General features: G+C 35.5%; 23 protein-coding genes. 7 read left to right on the top strand and 16 right to left on the bottom strand.

Annotated elements, in window-relative coordinates:
• Positions 1-7: 7 nt before the first annotated feature.
• From Bandiella_RS01825 to secG, 6 genes are all read right to left on the bottom strand, one after another.
• Positions 8-1,045, bottom strand: a complete 1,038-nt coding sequence (locus Bandiella_RS01825) for a class I SAM-dependent methyltransferase (protein WP_323733153.1) — start codon at positions 1,043-1,045, stop codon at positions 8-10.
• Entirely contained in the window at positions 1,035-1,601 is a 567-nt protein-coding gene (locus tag Bandiella_RS01830; RefSeq protein ID WP_323733154.1) for an HdaA/DnaA family protein, read from the bottom strand. Before Bandiella_RS01830 ends, Bandiella_RS01825 begins: the two co-directional genes overlap by 11 nt.
• 74 nt (positions 1,602-1,675) lie before the next feature.
• Entirely contained in the window at positions 1,676-2,584 is a 909-nt protein-coding gene (locus tag Bandiella_RS01835) for an AEC family transporter (protein WP_323733155.1), read from the bottom strand.
• A 52-nt stretch (positions 2,585-2,636) separates the two neighbouring features.
• On the bottom strand, positions 2,637-4,019 hold the full coding sequence (murD, locus tag Bandiella_RS01840; protein ID WP_323733156.1) for a UDP-N-acetylmuramoyl-L-alanine--D-glutamate ligase: 1,383 nt from the start codon (positions 4,017-4,019) through the stop codon (positions 2,637-2,639).
• Positions 4,020-4,148: 129 nt separating this feature from the next.
• Positions 4,149-5,771, bottom strand: a complete 1,623-nt coding sequence (locus Bandiella_RS01845; protein WP_323733157.1) for a CTP synthase — start codon at positions 5,769-5,771, stop codon at positions 4,149-4,151.
• Positions 5,772-5,777: 6 nt separating this feature from the next.
• Positions 5,778-6,092, bottom strand: a complete 315-nt coding sequence (gene secG, locus Bandiella_RS07455) for a preprotein translocase subunit SecG (protein ID WP_407651258.1) — start codon at positions 6,090-6,092, stop codon at positions 5,778-5,780.
• A gap of 77 nt (positions 6,093-6,169) precedes the next feature.
• On the opposite strand from secG, the gene Bandiella_RS01850 reads away from it, so the two are divergent.
• A complete protein-coding gene (locus tag Bandiella_RS01850) occupies positions 6,170-6,484 on the top strand; it encodes an FtsB family cell division protein (protein WP_323733158.1) in 315 nt (104 codons plus the stop codon).
• 45 nt (positions 6,485-6,529) lie between these two features.
• Here the strand turns inward: Bandiella_RS01850 and Bandiella_RS01855 are convergent, their stop codons facing one another.
• Both Bandiella_RS01855 and lgt read right to left on the bottom strand, forming a co-directional pair.
• Complete coding sequence (locus tag Bandiella_RS01855; protein ID WP_323733159.1) at positions 6,530-6,994, bottom strand: ComF family protein; 465 nt, start codon at positions 6,992-6,994, stop codon at positions 6,530-6,532.
• 259 nt (positions 6,995-7,253) lie between these two features.
• Positions 7,254-8,048 (bottom strand): prolipoprotein diacylglyceryl transferase, encoded by a 795-nt coding sequence (gene lgt / locus Bandiella_RS01860; RefSeq protein ID WP_407651259.1) that lies wholly within the window; start codon positions 8,046-8,048, stop codon positions 7,254-7,256.
• Positions 8,049-8,102: 54 nt separating this feature from the next.
• Between lgt and Bandiella_RS01865 the strand changes: the two genes are divergently transcribed.
• Positions 8,103-8,363 carry an accessory factor UbiK family protein gene (locus tag Bandiella_RS01865; RefSeq protein ID WP_323733160.1) on the top strand — a complete coding sequence of 87 codons (261 nt, stop codon included), beginning with the start codon at positions 8,103-8,105 and terminating at the stop codon, positions 8,361-8,363.
• 77 nt (positions 8,364-8,440) lie between these two features.
• On the opposite strand, the gene Bandiella_RS01870 is transcribed toward Bandiella_RS01865, so the two are convergent.
• On the bottom strand, positions 8,441-9,142 hold the full coding sequence (locus Bandiella_RS01870; protein ID WP_323733377.1) for a TIGR02281 family clan AA aspartic protease: 702 nt from the start codon (positions 9,140-9,142) through the stop codon (positions 8,441-8,443).
• A 219-nt stretch (positions 9,143-9,361) separates the two neighbouring features.
• On the opposite strand from Bandiella_RS01870, the gene dapB reads away from it, so the two are divergent.
• The 5 genes from dapB (at position 9,362) to Bandiella_RS01895 (ending at position 13,455) form a co-directional block, all read left to right on the top strand.
• On the top strand, positions 9,362-10,090 hold the full coding sequence (gene dapB / locus Bandiella_RS01875) for a 4-hydroxy-tetrahydrodipicolinate reductase (RefSeq protein WP_323733378.1): 729 nt from the start codon (positions 9,362-9,364) through the stop codon (positions 10,088-10,090).
• Positions 10,087-10,968, top strand: a complete 882-nt coding sequence (gene dapA / locus Bandiella_RS01880; RefSeq protein ID WP_323733161.1) for a 4-hydroxy-tetrahydrodipicolinate synthase — start codon at positions 10,087-10,089, stop codon at positions 10,966-10,968. Before dapB ends, dapA begins: the two co-directional genes overlap by 4 nt.
• Positions 10,961-11,830: a diaminopimelate epimerase gene (gene dapF / locus Bandiella_RS01885; RefSeq protein WP_323733162.1), complete on the top strand. Its 870-nt coding sequence runs from the start codon at positions 10,961-10,963 to the stop codon at positions 11,828-11,830. Before dapA ends, dapF begins: the two co-directional genes overlap by 8 nt.
• Position 11,831: 1 nt before the next feature.
• Positions 11,832-13,004, top strand: coding sequence for an aminotransferase class I/II-fold pyridoxal phosphate-dependent enzyme (locus Bandiella_RS01890; protein WP_323733163.1), 1,173 nt, complete (start codon positions 11,832-11,834; stop codon positions 13,002-13,004).
• A 217-nt stretch (positions 13,005-13,221) separates the two neighbouring features.
• Positions 13,222-13,455, top strand: a complete 234-nt coding sequence (locus Bandiella_RS01895) for a hypothetical protein (RefSeq protein ID WP_323733164.1) — start codon at positions 13,222-13,224, stop codon at positions 13,453-13,455.
• A gap of 35 nt (positions 13,456-13,490) precedes the next feature.
• Here Bandiella_RS01895 and Bandiella_RS01900 read toward each other — a convergent pair whose 3' ends face one another.
• The 7 genes from Bandiella_RS01900 to Bandiella_RS01930 form a co-directional block, all read right to left on the bottom strand.
• A complete protein-coding gene (locus Bandiella_RS01900) occupies positions 13,491-14,195 on the bottom strand; it encodes an IS6 family transposase (protein WP_323732571.1) in 705 nt (234 codons plus the stop codon).
• Between the two features lie 29 nt (positions 14,196-14,224).
• Entirely contained in the window at positions 14,225-14,392 is a 168-nt protein-coding gene (locus Bandiella_RS01905) for a hypothetical protein (protein ID WP_323733165.1), read from the bottom strand.
• A complete protein-coding gene (locus Bandiella_RS01910) occupies positions 14,341-14,733 on the bottom strand; it encodes a transposase-like zinc-binding domain-containing protein (protein WP_323732428.1) in 393 nt (130 codons plus the stop codon). The genes Bandiella_RS01905 and Bandiella_RS01910 overlap by 52 nt, the downstream gene beginning before the upstream one ends.
• Before the next feature lie 43 nt (positions 14,734-14,776).
• The gene (locus tag Bandiella_RS01915) at positions 14,777-15,721 is read right to left on the bottom strand and encodes a tyrosine recombinase XerC (RefSeq protein ID WP_323733166.1); all 945 of its coding nucleotides are present in this window, start codon (positions 15,719-15,721) and stop codon (positions 14,777-14,779) included.
• Between the two features lie 430 nt (positions 15,722-16,151).
• Positions 16,152-16,915 (bottom strand): IS5 family transposase gene (locus tag Bandiella_RS01920; RefSeq protein WP_323732753.1). Its coding sequence is split into 2 segments (ribosomal slippage): positions 16,152-16,543 and positions 16,543-16,915, totalling 765 coding nucleotides; the frame shifts between segments, so codons are not numbered across the junction.
• Between the two features lie 30 nt (positions 16,916-16,945).
• The gene (locus Bandiella_RS01925; protein ID WP_323732634.1) at positions 16,946-17,086 is read right to left on the bottom strand and encodes a hypothetical protein; all 141 of its coding nucleotides are present in this window, start codon (positions 17,084-17,086) and stop codon (positions 16,946-16,948) included.
• Entirely contained in the window at positions 17,035-17,190 is a 156-nt protein-coding gene (locus tag Bandiella_RS01930; protein ID WP_323733167.1) for a hypothetical protein, read from the bottom strand. Before Bandiella_RS01930 ends, Bandiella_RS01925 begins: the two co-directional genes overlap by 52 nt.
• Positions 17,191-17,228 lie beyond the last annotated feature (38 nt).

Here is a 17,228-nt window from a genome sequence, read left to right on the forward strand (position 1 = left end):
AAATCTGTTATTCACCTTGTTTTTCATAACTTGATGCAATTAAAACTTTAAATAATTCCCCCATTTCTTCCTTAGAGGTAAGCTTATTAATCTGGTGCTGAATTTTTTCAACCGAGGCAGATTTGCTTTGTAACATCTCTGCTCTTTGTAAAATGCCAAGGTTTAATAAAAAATCCCTTTGTGTTGTGATTGTTGTTTGTATACCAAATTTAGCAAATGAGTTGGCAAGGCTGCTGAAATCTACCAAAGAAGTTATGTCACAACAGCCGATCAATTCCAATATTTTAGCCTGTGCATGTGATTTTAACGCTTGTAACGTGCTTCCACTTTGAGTGGTTTTATAACCATAATCTATTATAAGCGCATGACCGTTTTTATCGCGAATCTTACCAGCTATACTTTTTGCATACTCCTCTCTCTGGAGCGACACCTCAATAAATTGATGTTCCTTCAATTTATCAACATAAAAAGGGGGGCAATTACTTAGAGCCGAACCAAAAATCAAATTGTGATTCTGATCCATCATGACGACGACTTCACATAAAGTACCATTCTGAAAATGATACTGTTTGATTGGCAAAGCATCAAAAAACTCATTCGCCAGTATAAAAAGATTATTCTCTTTGACCTCTTCAATGTTTTGGTACCATACCATGTTAATATCACCGAAACATTCCAATCGCTTTTGTTGTTTTGTTTTTAGAAGGTGACTGTTTTCTATCAATATAACCCTATTAATATTTTCATACACTTCTTGAAAGGTCTTTATTGTTCTTAGTACATCATACATCATCGTCCCATTACCTGGCCCCAATTCGACTAGGTGGATAGGTTTTTGAATTGAGTTATACCAAATGTCAACAATATAGATACCTATCATTTCTCCAAACATTTGGCTGATTTCTGGGGCGGTAATAAAGTCTTGCCCTATGGAGTTGTAGTTAGAGTAGTAGTAGTGAGAAACAAGCTGCATAAAGCGGTCAAGCGTCAAAGCCCCGCGGTCAATTATAATGTTCTTGATGTAATTTTCTAAGTTATAAATCATCGGTTTGATAGTATTTTATGAGCATTTCTCTAACGAATGGCAATGTTACGCTTCTTTTAGTTATTTTCGATAATTTATCAATAAACTTAACAACTTCATAAGCGGATTCATAATTTCTTTCTATGCTGCGAAATATCAAGCTGATTATCTCGTCTGAGATTTTTATTTGAAGCTGTTTAAATGACTTTGCTAGGATTAACTTTAACAACTCTTCATCTGGTTCTTTTATTATAACTTTGTATATGGATTTTATTCTAGAATTTAGGTCTTTTAAATTAAAAGACGGGTATTGGTTCGCGGTAAGCAATAATGGCAGGCCCCTCTCATTGGTGAAATTTATTATATTAACCAGGTTAATTTCAGATAACTCTTCTATATTATCAACAATGACTTTTTCTGCATCTTTAAAATCTTCTACATTCTTAATAACTACAGCATCAGTATTTTTTCTCCATATGGTAGTTAATAAAGTTTTGCCAGACTTGTGTGGCCCTATTATAAGTAACTTTTTATTTGGCCATTTTTCCCAATGTAAAATACTGTTGTATGCTTCCAAGTTTGCACAAGATAATATAAAGTCTTCTATACTAAACTTCTGCTCATTTTCTAAATTCAGTAATCCTTGTATCATCAAAAAAATTGTAAAAAGAATGGTATATATATGGTGGCAATCAATGTGCCAATCAAGACGCCAACAGCAGCTTTTTCTGGGTGTTTGTGATATAAGGAGCACAGCACTATGCAATCCACACCTGTAGGGAGTGCAGAGATTGTGAATAATAACTTATACATCTCGTTATCGTAAATGTGTAGCACAAATTTATCTAAGAGAATAAATAGTAAATAAATTCCAGGTGATATTATCGTTTTTAGTACAATGAATAAACTAATGAATGTCTTGCCAACGCTAAAGTTCACCTTACTTAAGCTTAAGCCAAATACCAGCATTCCCAAGACTAAATATGTAGTTCTCATTTGAGAAAACAAGTGGTTAAACCCATCGAATAGCTGAATATCAAATAAGTTACCGCATAAACCCATGATAAAAGCATATATTGGTGGAAGTCTGATAAGATCGTAGGACATTTTTTTCCATGAATCTGTGTTGGATGATATTACGATATATCCCACACTATAAACAAATAACACGATGCCGATACTGGATAGCATAAAAATTCTTATGTGCTCATCATCAAAAACCAACAGTACAATTGAAAGTCCAACACTACTTGTGTTAACACTACCAGCGGCATAAGCTATCACCGTTTCTCTTCCATCGTTAAATAGTTTTGATGCTATGTAAAAACCAATTCCCATTAAAGCACATGAGGCTGTAAAACATATAACTGGCAGTATCGCGTACTTTAATTCTATTTTGGTATTAAGTGCAACATCAAAAAATATCACAGGTAAAATGAAATGAAACATCAATTTACTCAACGATTTAGTATCTATTTCATATAACTTGCCTGCTATATATCCCTGGATTGCTATAATGTATAATGGTAAAATTTTTGATAACAAACTAAAAAAACTCATTTCACTATTACATCCATTTTTCTTTTTTTATTTCTATACTACCTTAGCTTTCCTAAGATGCAAAATGTTTGAGGACCAAGGCCCTAAAAACATCACCTCTTTCCTCAAAGTTTTTCCACTGGTCAAAAGAAGCACAAGCTGGGGAAAGCAACACAGTTCCTTTTGGCGTTTCTTTTTTTATTTCTAGTAAAGCATTTTCAATACTTCCTGCCCTCATATAAGGGACACTGTGCTTGGCCAATAATGGAATAAAAATTTCAGCATCCATCCCAACTAAGTAACAACGTTTTACATTCCGAAGATGAGAGCCCAATGAAAAAACGTCTTTTTCCTTAAATATGCCACCTGCTATCCAATATATATCTTGATATAAATCCAGCGCTTTTGATGCAGATGCAATATTGGTCGCTTTGCTGTCATTTATAAACGTCATCTGGCCTCTTTGGAAAACCAACTCCATCCTATGTGGCAACCCAACAAATGTACTTAGGGCTTGTATAATTTCTTGTGTCGTAATGCCAAGTATTTTTGCCGCTACATAAGCTACTGTAATATTTTCTGCATTGTGTTGCCCCCTCAATGATTGTGGTAAGAAAATGTGCAAAGTTTCATGCTCAAAATAGCAATCATAAAGTTTATCTTCAATGATAGAAACGCCAGAATCTAATATTTTTTCACTTGATATTGGAATAATTTTTTGTGCGCAAACTTCATTAAGCTTGTAGTGAATATTCCTACCATTCTCTGTATTGATTGAAATAATGGCAAAATCATCAGGCATTTGATTTTGGAATATCCTTAATTTTGCCTCAGTATAAGAATCAACCGATTCATACCTGTCTAAGTGATCTGGCGTTATACTTAATAAAGCTGCTATGTTGAACTGAAAGTTGTTAAGTATTTCCAGTTGATAAGAAGAAAGTTCAAGAACATAATTTTCTGACGGATCCTGCAAAATTGGTAAACTTAAAGCAGGAGTACCAATATTTCCGCCCAATACAGAACGGCGATTACTAACCTCAAGAACATGGTTGATCAAAGATACAGTCGTTGATTTACCATTTGTTCCAGTTACTCCTATGAAGTTGGCGTTTGGGCTGGCCTCAAACAATAATTCAATATCAGTTTTGATTGGAATGTTATATTTTTGGCAATACGTAAATATCCTATGCGGCGCTGGATACTTAAAAGGTATGCCTGGACTTACAATAACAAACTCTAAATCTGCGATCTCATCCTCATTTAGCACATTGGAAAACATAACGTTGTTATCCTTTATGATCTTCTTGACTTCCAGGACTTTCCCTTCACTATCATCCCAGGCATTAACTATAAAGCCCTTTGCCAACAGTGTTTTTACAGATTGAACTCCAGTTTTACCAAGTCCAAATACTCCAACTTTCCTGTTGCTAACAGAGCCAATTTCAGATTGCACAACATGTACAGCCACTAATAACTAAATAGTATGTTTTTGGTTTTTATAAAACAATCTGTAAATAATAGCAATCTACTTGTTTATCCTCGTCAACTGCTAGCCTCACTTTGGGTGCCAAAACTAAAGCTATTACGCTATAGTTTTTATGGCACAGTCAACAAAAGACACAAATAATGGATGAGGCTCAAATGGTTTAGATTTGTACTCTGGGTGAAACTGCACCGCGATAAACCATGGATGTTCATCTACCTCTATGGTTTCAACATACTTGTTATCCAAAGATATTCCGGCTAATGACAGTCCGCTGGATTCAAAACTTTTTTTGAAATCGCCATTAAATTCATACCTATGCCTATGCCTTTCCTCTATGAACGTTTTTCCATATGCTTTATGGATTTTGCTATTAGTCTTTAATTGACATTTATAACTGCCTAACCTCATTGTTCCACCTATTTCTCTGGTTTCTGAGAGTTTTTCCAAATTATTCCCTTCAATCTGGTCATCCATTATATCTATGACGTTTTGGCAGTGTATATCAAATTCAGTAGAGTTGGCATTTTCTAAGTTTAACACATTTCGGGCATATTCTATCACCGCAAGCTGCATACCTAAACATATGCCTAAAAACGGTATTTTTTGAGTACGTGCAAATTTTATGACTTCTATTTTACCCTCGACTCCCCTTTTACCAAACCCGCCTGGCACCACAATGCCATTTACGTTTTTGAGCTTTTCAACGACGTTTGAGGCTGTTAAATTTTCTGAGTTCACCCAAACAAGTTCCACTTTTCTTTTATGGAACAGTTCAGCATGCTTGAAGGATTCTATTAATGACTTATACGAATCTTGATAAGAATCATACTTTCCTACTATTGCAATTTTGACACGTCCCTGGATTAGACTTTGATTATTTTTAATGCTGCGCCAAACAGACAAATCCACATCCTGTTTATATGGTAAATTCAGGCTCTTTAATATCTGATAATCAAGTCGTTCTTCATGATAATCAAGTGGTATGTCGTAAATTGAATTTACATCCTGAGATTGTATTACATTTTCCTCCTTGATATTGCAAAATAGCCCAATTTTCTTTCTTTCATTATGCATAAGTTTCTTTTCTCCTCTGCATAATATAATATCTGGTTGGATTCCAATAGAGCGCAACTCCTTTACTGAATGTTGTGTCGGCTTTGTTTTAAGCTCTGATGCGCTGCGAAGATAAGGGATAAGTGTTAAATGCACATATAAGACATTTTCTTTTTCAAGTTCATAGCCTAATTGTCTGATTGCCTCAAAATATGGCAGCCCCTCTATATCGCCAACCGTACCTCCTATTTCGCAAAGCATAAAGTCAACCTCTTCTTTGCCATCCAATATGAATTCCTTAATCAGGTCTGTTACATGTGGTATAACTTGCACCGTACCACCTAGATAATCACCAGCACGTTCTTTGGCAAGCAATTTAGAATAAATTTGCCCACTTGTTACTGAATCACTTTTTCTGGATGCAATGCCTGTGAATCTTTCATAGTGCCCTAAATCCATATCTGTTTCTGCACCATCATCCGTGACAAAAACCTCACCATGTTGCAGAGGGCTCATTGTTCCAGGGTCCACATTTAAGTATGGATCTAGTTTTTTGATCCTCAATTTATACCCATGCGCCTGTAACAGAGCAGCTATCGAAGAAGTTGAAATTCCTTTCCCTAATGAAGAAACAACTCCTCCGGTGATGAAAATAAACCTTGCCATCAGATTTTATTCCATTTTTGGTACATTCTGGTCGCTAACGTCATTTTCCAAAGGAGCTGGCTCGTTTTCTAGGGCGTTGATAATTGACTTTTCTCTCTGATACCTGCTGATACAATCCTTAGCCAAAATGAGGCTGTTGGCCATAAAAACAAAAACCAAAAAGATTGTAAATTTGCTAATAAATGAAGTCTGAGAGTTGCTTGGTAACTGGTTGCCAATATTACTTGATACTATACCATCGCTACTTGATTTCTGAAACACAATTACAATCGCAATCAATATTGTAATAAAAATTTGAAACCCAAACAGAACAGAATACATTAATTTAATAATAATTGTTATTGATGCTAATTGCCAAGCAGAATATAATAATAATCGAAATTAATCAAAGCCTTTATATGCAAAAGCATAAGAAAATAACTTTTAGTTTCGTTATATTGAATTTTGTTTCCCTAATTACCCTGGTATATTTTATATACCATAGTTTTATTGGAAATAGAGGGTATTTTGAGATGTTAAGATTAGAGGACGAAATAGAAAAACATAAAGCGATGCTACACAAGAGTAAATCTGAGAGAGAGTACTTAAACAATAGGGTCAGTTTATTATACGATAAAAGTCTGAATAAAGATCTTTTAGACGAGGTTGCAAGAGATTATTTTGGCCTGATAGCCCCAAATGAGCTATGCATAATGCTAGATGATCAGAAGTAGGTTGTGGCCCAAAAAGTATTTGACGAAATGCGAATTATAAAGGATTCAACGTCTGGCAATTGATATCACATTGACTTGTGATGCTTTATGGTGCATCAGGACTTTTGAACATTCATTGATGGTTGTCCCGGTTGTTATTATATCATCAACCAATAGTATTTTTTTGTTTTTTATAAGATGAATATTGCCAGGGTAGGGGGCAAATGTGTTTTTGAGGTTTTTTTCCCTTGCCTCTTTGCCAAGATTGCTTTGGCTAATGGTATTTTTATTTTTTATCAGAATCTTGGAATGGTATTTTACCTTGATTATGCGTGAAATAGTTTTTGCAAGGATTGCAGTTTGATTATAGCCCCTTGCTTTCAATCTTTCTTTATGCAAGGGGACAGGGATAATATAGTCCATGTCTGAGTATTCGGAGTCGTTTAATATGCAACTAAACCAATTTTTGAACAGTTTTAATACCTCAAAATTTGCATAAAATTTGAACTGAGCAATCAAATCTTTAGCCACATTCCCATATTCCATTAACGATCTTGTTGAGTGGTAATGGTGTTCTTTGTTTACACAAGAATCTTTCATACATAGACAAATATGGTTAGGGTTTGCAAGAGAAGAGCTGCATTTTTTACAATATGGTCTTGTTATAAATACTATATCTAGCCAGCATTTTTCACATAATAAATTTGCATTATAGCATTCAGATTTGCATCTGATGCAAGTGGGGGATAGAGTATGTTAAATAATGGGGTGAAAAAATTATGCATTTTTATTACTGTCTATAATCCCTCTTAAGGTATAGATATGTGCCCAATATCAACATTGGAATTGAGAGCGACTGGCCAAGGGTTATGATATTCATAATATATCCTATATGTGCATCTGGTTCCCTGAAAAGCTCGATTACAATTCTGAATATGGAATAGAATATCAAAAACACACCACTAATACGTCCTTTATATTTTCGTATATTTTCTATTTTTACGACAATAAGCATTATAGAGAGCAATAAAATCCCTTCTGCAAATGCTTCATATAGTTGACTGGGGTGTCTGGGATAGAAATCTGTACCTGGAAAAATCACGCCCCATGCGACTTCTGTTCTTTTTCCATATAATTCAGCATTAACAAAATTGGCAATACGACCAAAAAATAATCCAACTGGTGCGGCGCATGCAATTAAGTCCGTAACCCTTAAAAAATATTTCTTGTATTTAACAGAAAACATCCAAATTGTTACAATAATTCCAATAACACCTCCATGGAAAGACATACCGCCATGCCATATTTTGAACACCTCAAAGAAGTCATTGATAACTAAGTGCGGCATATAAAAAATCACTTCTCCCATTCTTCCGCCTACTATTATCCCGATTACTATATAAATGACTATACGATCAAAATCTTCAGAGGTAAGATGTGCAATTTTATACCTTTCCTCTAATTGCTGCATGATGTAAGTTCCTAGAATAATGCCAACAACATAAGCTATACCATACCAATGTATGGATATAGTTCCTAAATTAATTGCAATTGGGTCTATATTAGGAAAAAGTATTGCAAGCATTGTTCCGGTGATGATATCTTATGGGTAACAGTTTAATAATCAATATTTGAAAAAATGAAAAAAGACAATAAAATAATGGACGATATTGCGAAACTTGCAGGTTCTACTTTTGCAGGAGCGGTAAATGCGAAAAATGAATTGCTTGAGTATATTACTAAACAAGTTGAGACTTTATTAAAAAAAATGAAGTTTGTAACTCGTGAGGAATTTGAAGTCGTTAAAAAATTGGCAGAGGATGCGAATATGAGGTTAAAAAACTTAGATAAAGCTAAAAATTCGTCTTCAAGAGCGGCAGCAAAAAAAAACTACAACTAAAAAGAAGCAAGAGACACCCCGCTAGCTTTAAAATACTTTGAGTATACTCTATGTCTTTTAATAGAGCATATGTGCTTTCATTTTTGAAAGAAGCTTAATGTATCATCATGAACCTGGTAAGAATCAAGCTTATTTAAAAAACTCATCCCAAGTAAAGACACATCCAAACCCTCATCTATACTAACAGAAGCAGATACATCGTTGACTGTTATGTCTCCAACTTGTATGGAATCTAATTTTATGGGGGCACTCCATGTTGTACCATTGGCTGTTAATACTTTTTTTGTGTATGAGAGTGACTCCAAATTAATCCCCAATTTTTTGGCATCATTCCTTGTTAAAGCCACGTCTGTTGCACCTGTGTCAATCAAAAAGCTTATATCAACACCATTAACTTGCGCATTTGCAAAGAAATGTGCAGATTGGTTGGCAACAAGCATTACAACCTTTCCATTTCCATCTTCGCTCTCTCCTTGAATTACAGTTCCGGGGATAAGATTGGCGTATACTTTGTTAAAAACATTCTGCAGATCGGCTTTATATGTGTACCCCGTTAATAATGTCCCGATAATCAATGTCCAAACTGCGGCATAACTTAACACCTGCCCCAGAGGAATCCTTGAACTTATGATATTCATGCCAATTGTGCTAATGATTATGACAGCATATACAACATTCAGCAATCTATCGTTATCTAAACTGATGTGCCCCACCCGTTCTTTTAGTAAATATACCAACACTGCTGTAATCAAAGCGATAAAAAAGAATTTGTTTTTCATATTCAAACTCTCGCTATACCTCTGTTTTGTTCGTTTTTACAGTGTATAATACTTTTAGATTTTTAGAAAGAGTTATTACTTCAAAAATTGGTGTCGTCATGTTTCGGAGTTTGCATCTTGTTGTGTACTTTTGTACGTTCCTCATGCAAATGAAGTAATATATTGACAATATTAACTATAGGTGGTTAAATTCCGCCATAAACGTAAGTGTTTTTTAGTATGAGAATTGCAATTATAGGTTACGGCAAAATGGGTAAAATGGTTGAGCAAGAAGCCTTAAATGCGTCCATACCTGTGTCTAAAGTTATTGATAATCAGGACGTTTTGTTAGCAAGTAGCTTTGACAAAGATGAGGTTGCCATAGAGTTTACAGAGCCATCTGTATGTATTGCCAATATAGAAATACTTGCTTCTAAAGGGGTGAACATTATATGTGGTACCACAGGGTGGCACGCAGACGTTGGGAAAGTCAAAAAGATAGTTAACGAACATAATATAGGTTTCTTGTACGCCACCAATTTTGGAATTGGAGTGAACATTTTTTGGAGAATTATCAAAAATGCCGCGCAAATTATAGATAAATTCGAAGAGTATGACATTTTTGGGCATGAGATTCACCATAGCAGAAAAAAAGATTCCCCGTCTGGTACGGCTTTAACGACAGTCCAGATTTTACTTGATAACGTAAGAAGAAAGCGCCAGCTGATTACCCAAATGGTTGATAGAGAAATCAGCGAAGATGAGTTGCACTTTAGTTCCACAAGGGGTGGTTATGTGTTTGGTAAACACGAAGTGGTGTTTGATGGGCCGTCTGATACTATTAAAATCTCACACAATTCTAAAGGACGCTCTTCTTATGCTAAAGGAGCAATTAATTGTGCCAGGTGGATTGAGGGCAAACAAGGGTTTTTTGACATTAATGATTATATGGAGGGACTATTAATATGAAATTTTCTGGATTATACACTGCTTTGGTTACACCATTTAATGGTAATAAAAGCATAGATTATATCGCTCTTGACAAGTTGTTTGCAGAACAAGTTGAAGCTAGGGTGGATGGGTTGGTGATTTTGGGTACAACTGGGGAAAGCCCAACAGTTGATGAGCGAGAAGGTGAGGAGATTGTAAAACGTGCGGTAAAGGCTTCCAATGGAAAGGTCAAAATTATTATGGGAACTGGCAGCAATGATACTAAGATTGCAGTACAAAAAAGCAAAAAAGCGCAGGATTTAGGCGCAGATGCAATTCTTTGTGTAAACCCATATTACAACAAACCAACGCAGGAAGGTTTGTATCAACATTTCATGAGTATCGCAGATGGTAGTGATATACCTATGATATTATATAATATCAAGGGTAGGACTGCGGTTAACCTTGAGATAAAAACATTAATGAAACTTGCTCAACACGAAAGAATAGTTGGAATAAAAGAAGCCAGCGGTGATCTTGTGCAGATCATGAATGTAATAAAAAGCGTTCCACAGAATTTTGCTGTTCTGTCTGGTGATGATGTGCTTACATACCCTATTATGTGCCTTGGTGGGCATGGTGTGGTGTCTGTTGCATCTAATGTATTGCCGATGGAGATGAAGAATATGGTGTGGGAAATATTCACGGGTAATTTTGATTCAGCTAAAAAACGTCATTACAAGCTATATAACTTAATGATTTCGCTTCTGTCATTATCAAGCAACCCTATTCCTATTAAGTCACTATTGGCATATCTTGGTAAGATACAAGAAGAATTTAGGTTACCACTTTGTAGTATGAGCGAAGAGGCACGTGAAGAACTGGTAAAACATTATGAGGAGTCCATCAGTGGCTGATTTCTATAAATATCATGGACTGGGTAACGATTATTTGGTTATTGATCCCAGAAAAATTAGTTTTGGTTTAAATCTTCACGAAGAAAATATCAGGCTGATTTGCCATAGAAATTATGGAATTGGGTCTGATGGAATTCTGTATGGTCCAATACAATGTAAGGATGGGGAGATTGGGTTTAAAATATTTAACCCAGATGGCTCTGAAGCGGAAAAAAGCGGTAACGGGATTAGAATCTTTGCGCTTTACGTGCTTGACCAATTATATGTAAACCCCGAGGCTTTTGAAAAAGAGAGCCCATATTTTAACCTTCATACTAAGGGAGGTAAAGTATGTGTTCAACTAATAGATGCAAAAACCAATACGATTAAAGTCGATATGGGTAAATATTCATTTATCACTTTAGACGGACTTGAAGCAATCAATAAGGAGATTAAAATATTAGGCCAGAGTGAAATGATCAGTTGTGTTGATATTGGCAATCCCCATTGTGTAGTCATTAAAGAAAAGGCAACTGAAGAGTTGGCAAGGCAGTTGGGGCCAGTTTTAGAGAATCACGAACTTTTTCCAAATAGAACCAATGTACAAATTATGGAGATTCTGGATCAATCCAATATTAAGATAGAGATATGGGAAAGAGGCGCTGGTTACACACTAGCATCTGGTACAAGCAGTTCTGCATCCAGTTGTGTTGCACATAAACTTGGTTTTGTTGGGAGGAGTGTAACTGTCCACATGCCTGGCGGAAAAGTCAATGTTGAGATAGCGAAGGAAAACGTGTATCTAACTGGTGTGGCTACACGAGTCTTCAAAGGTGATTTTGCAAAAGATTTAAAATACCAATTAATAAGTAACAAGAGTTAATATGAAAATAATTTATTCAGATTTAATTAATGACACGCCAAAGTATGCATTTGCTGAAATAGATAAAAAAGCACAGGAGTTAAAAGCAAAAGGGATAGAGGTAATAGATTTTGGTGTGGGGGACCCGAAAAGTCCAACCCCAGATTTGGTAATTGATAACTTGTCCAGGTTTGCAAAGGATAGGGCAACATCTGGATATCCTAGTTATATCGGGGATATTTCATACCGTAAGGCATGCGCTGAATATATAAAGAGGGAATATAACGTTGCACTCAATCCAGAAACCGAGATATCATCAACAATTGGTTCAAAGGAAGCAATTTTTAATTTTCCAATAGGTTTTGTTAATCCAGGAGATTTTGTTATATGCCCAACACCCGGATATCCAGTGTATAAATCAGGCACTAGATTTAGAGGGGGGGAGGCGTATTTTACACCGCTTCTTGAAAAGAACAAATTCTTAATAGACTTCTCATCAATTCCAGATGAAGTGGCGCGTAAGGCTAAGATTATTTGGACGAATTATCCCAATTCCCCAACAGGAGTTACGGCACCCAGAGAGTGGTTGCAGGATTTAGTCGCATGGGCAGAGGAGTATAATGTGATAATAGCTGCAGATGAGGGATGTTACAATGACATATATTTTGAGAAAAAGCCTATTAGTATCCTGGAGATTCAAAAAGAGGGGGTGATCACATTTTACTCACTTTCAAAACGTAGTAATATGACTGGGTATAGAATTGGTTTTGTTGCTGGTGATGAGAGAATTGTCTCTGGTTTCAAAAAGGTGAAAACAAACATTGATTCTGGAACTCCAACATTCATTCAGGATGTTGCGGTATTAGCCCTTAAAGATGAAAGTGTAGTTTCTGAAATGATCGCTCAATACAAGCAAAAGCGTGATATTATGATGGACGTCTTAACTTCGAGAGGTTTGGAGAAACCAATTGGTGATTCTACTTTTTATCTGTGGCAGAAAACGCCAAAAGGTATGAATAGTTTGGAGTTTGCCAATAGTTTGGCCGATCTTGGGATTATTGTAACCCCTGATCAGCTGATTTCTGACGAAGTTGGTGGAATAAATCCTGGTGAGAATTTTGTTAGATTTGCATTGGTTCCAACAATCGAAGAAGTTGTTGAAGCTGCAAAAAGAATAAGGGGCAATAAATTTTAAGCTCGTGACTACAATCTTTGGAAAGAAGCTGGTAAATTTATAGATGACAGGGAACTTCAAAAAGAACTAGAAACGTATAAAAATACGTTAGGAAATGCTAATCCCAACATATTTTGAGACCAATTTCTAAAGTTAGCAGAGTTATACTTCCAGAACTTTGTCAATGTGGGTACTATAAGAAAAAATATAGATATCTTTTTTCTTACTTATGTCCTCAATGATTTTTAATGGCATTGGCTCTCTTATTAAACATGGGTTATCTGGTGGTGATTTTGGCTCAGGTATTGGAAAAATAGCCAGTACGTTTTTGAGGCAAAGTCTTGATAGATATCTGTGGAGTAACAGCTATTACGCAAGTTATGATGGGAAAAGGTTGGAGCAAATAAATGTGCAAACCGTTAAGTATGGTAAGGATATCCCAATAATTGGCTCTGTCGCATCTGTAATATGATGCAAAAACTTTCAAATTATTTGTATATTTTTCCATTAAGCAGTTAGTGAAAGAAATTTATCAAAGTCAGAATTATAATTGTCATTGTCAGCAAGTTGTCCTTTTTTAATCATGTGCAAGAGCTCTATTCCTGCAATAGTCCTGGCGGCACTTCTAAAGGATTTGAAACCAAGCATCGGTCTAGTTCGTTTCTTTACAAATCTGTGATCGCCTTCTATCCTATTGTTTAGATATTTGTTATGCCTAATTTCTATTTGGTCTTCTTTAGATAATGGCTTATTGATCGAATTCAAAGCAGAAGTATTAGAGCCACTTTTATCTATATTAACCTTTATAGGCTGGCCACTAGATTTAATTGCTTTCCTGAAAAACGCTTTAGCTGCCCTTTTATCTCTTTTTGCTCTTAGCATAAAATCTATGGTATCCCCGTATTTATCAACTGCTCTATACAAATAGACCCATTTACCTTTAACCTTGATATATGTCTCGTCCATTCTCCAGCTGCCGTTGACTGGCTTTTTTCTTTTTCTGAATCTTCCTTCAAGTATTGGCATAAACTTTACTACCCATCTTTGTAGAGTGGCGTGATCTATGTTGAGTCCTCTCAACCCGCCTATCTCTTCTATCTCTCTGTAACTTAAAGAATATCTTCCTTTCATATACAGCGATACCATAATGATTTCTGCGCCATATTCATGGTTCTTAAAATACTTCATTAATTTTGGGTCTACTTTAAACATTATTACCAGCAACTATTTCTTTCAGAATATCAAAAATTCTTATGTGTTTCAACAGATGCGACAGAACCTGATTTTCCACAATTTTCTAAAGGTTGTAACGTTACGCTTACCAACCACCCAGGCAACAACTCTCTTGAGCTCCCTACTATAGGCTTTCCATATCCATAATTTGTTTTTTTGAATCTACAAAATGCCACATCTCATCTATTTCAACTTCTCTCAATTCTTCCGGCACTGTTGGTCTTGGTATCTTTTTAGCATACAGTATTATCCACTTATATACGCTAGTATGAGCTACTTTAAATAATTTCCCTAGCCATCTAAAGCTACTTTTTCCCATGCTGTACAATAACACTGCCAGAGCCTTCATCTCTGGCGAACAGCCTCTTAATTTAGTGTTTGTAAAATTACATCCACACTCTTTGCATTTATACCTTTGCATACCCCTAATATTACCATTCTTAACGTATTTACTGCTACTGCATTTTTTACACTCTGTATTCATATTTCTATTTTCTTTGTTGCTCGCTATATTCATTTTAGCATCTTATCTATCTTATGGCAACACTCCCACTTTTTTCTTAGTTTTTTTGCACTTTTCTAGGGTGAAAAGCAACAAAGCTCTTCATAAGTTGGTTGGTGTCAATTTTTGTATATCTTTGAGTGGTGGACAAGTTCCTGTGTCCCAATAGTTCTTGAATGGTTCTTAAGTCACCATCAGAATTTGCAAGCAAATGTGTTGCGAAACTATGCCTCAGAGAATGTGGAGAGGTATGATCTGGCAAATACAATTTTGCCTTCAATTTTCGTATGGTCTTCCTAAAAACATCCGCATTCAACTTTTCCCCCTTCTCACCCCAAAACATATAGCTATTCCATTCCAAGTTATACGGACAGCTGGACATATATTGCATGATCTGTTTTTTTATCACTGGCAGTAATGGTAATTCCCTCTCTTTATTCCCTTTGCCCAGAACTATGACTTTATCAAACTGGTCTTTAAAATCACTAACTTTAAGGTTTAATGCCTCACTTATCCTTAATCCACATCCATAAAGCAAATAAGTAACAGCTTTATCCCTTTGTCCTACCCATTTAACTTTGCTTATACTATCTATGACATCCAGGATTTCAACAGCAGATTTTACAGATAATGCTCTTGGCAAAGGCTTGTGTAATTTTGCAATTTTTAGACGGTTGATCCCATGGTTGTCTATACCATATTCATTCTTTATAAACTTATAAAAGTTTTTTAAGGAAGATAGAGTTCTATTATTAGAAACGCACGCTATTTCATTTTTTTTTCTGTATGCAAGAAAGGACCTGAAATCATAAATCTCTAATTCACCCAATAATTTAAGCGTTACAGTCTCTTCGTAATGCTTAAAAATAAAGTCTAAAAAATAATATATATCCGTAATATACGCATTTGTCGTATTTTTAGAATATTTGAGATTCACATCAATATAGGTGACCCAATTTTTTAAACAATCTTGTAATATTTTATCAATTCTTATGCTTTGCATTCCTAATTTTTTTGCATATATGTATTTTCAAAATCAACCACTCAAATATATAGAACTTACACCAACCAAGTTGTCAATATGAGTTGTGATTTTTAAAACCAAATTTAAGATAAAGTACGCTTTTCATACTCTTTACTTTTTTAAGCTTATCTTGACTTGAGGTATGCACTATTCTAGGCGTTTTATTTACAAGTTTTGCTCAGATCAGTGACCAATATTATATCATCATTGGCATAGATATTGCAAAATATAAATTTGATGTCGTAACAATGGGTTATACTCCGCCAACTTTAAAAATTGGCCTTGTAGTATCGTATAACGTCTGAGTACTACTTGTGCGCTCCTAATGCTCATCGCTCGTATTTCTAACTCTTTTTAAGTTGGCGGAGTATGCAAACAAGGTTTTATCGCAGTTGCTTAGATAATGTCGTCATGAGATTTTAAGCCAAAGAGATAAGCATCTAATCTGAATTGCGGCAAGGAAAGAAGCTGAATTTTTAGCATATCTGGTTGCAATTCCCCTCCATCTTTTAAGATGAAGAAAGGTGTTTTCTACAATATGCCTTATTTTGTATAAATCTTTATCGTATTTTCTCTGGGTGATTCTGTTCTTTTTAGGAGGAATAACAACGCTCATGCCCAATTCTTGGGCATGGTCAATTATGTAATTAGCATCGTACCCTCTGTCGGCTAGTAAGTACTCAGCTTTCATCTCTTCAATAAGATTAACAGCCTGCTTGCAATCAGCTTCTGAGCCTTTTGTGATAATAACTTTGAGTGGCATACCATGTGAATCCAAGGCAAGGTGAATCTTTGTATTGAGCCCCCTTTTGTACGACTCATATCTTGATTGCCGCCTTTTGCACCTGAAGCATGTGGATGCACTTTACTATGACTTGCGTCTATCATTAACCATTCCATATCAGGTTCTTTCACAAATATCTCCAATAAAGCCTCCCATATCCTTTTGTCTCTCCATCTGCAAAATCTTTTATGTGTATTTTTCCATCCTCCATATTCTGAAGGCAAATCTCTCCAGGGAGAACCTGTTCTTAATATCCAAAATACTGCGTTAATGAATCTTCTGTTATTATGTGCCAAACCTCCCCACGTACCTTCCCTTCCTGGCAAATGATCCTTTATCAAATCCCACATATTATCTGTTATATCATGCCTATGTAGCCCTAAATCCATTTTTACTCCTGATTTATCTTTTCTTTCATATTATACCACAAATCTCATGACGACACTATCTAAAGGTTGTAACGTTACGCTTACCAACCACCCAGGCAACAACTCTCTTGAGCTCCCTACTATAGGCTTTCCATATCCATAATTTGTTTTTTTGAATCTACAAAATGCCACATCTCATCTATTTCAACTTCTCTCAATTCTTCCGGCACTGTTGGTCTTGGTATCTTTTTAGCATACAGTATTATCCACTTATATACGCTAGATAGTGTCGTCATGAGATTTGTGGTATAATATGAAAGAAAAGATAAATCAG

The organism is Candidatus Bandiella woodruffii, assembly GCF_034359465.1.
In the GTDB taxonomy this organism is placed as follows: domain Bacteria; phylum Pseudomonadota; class Alphaproteobacteria; order Rickettsiales; family Midichloriaceae; genus NDG2.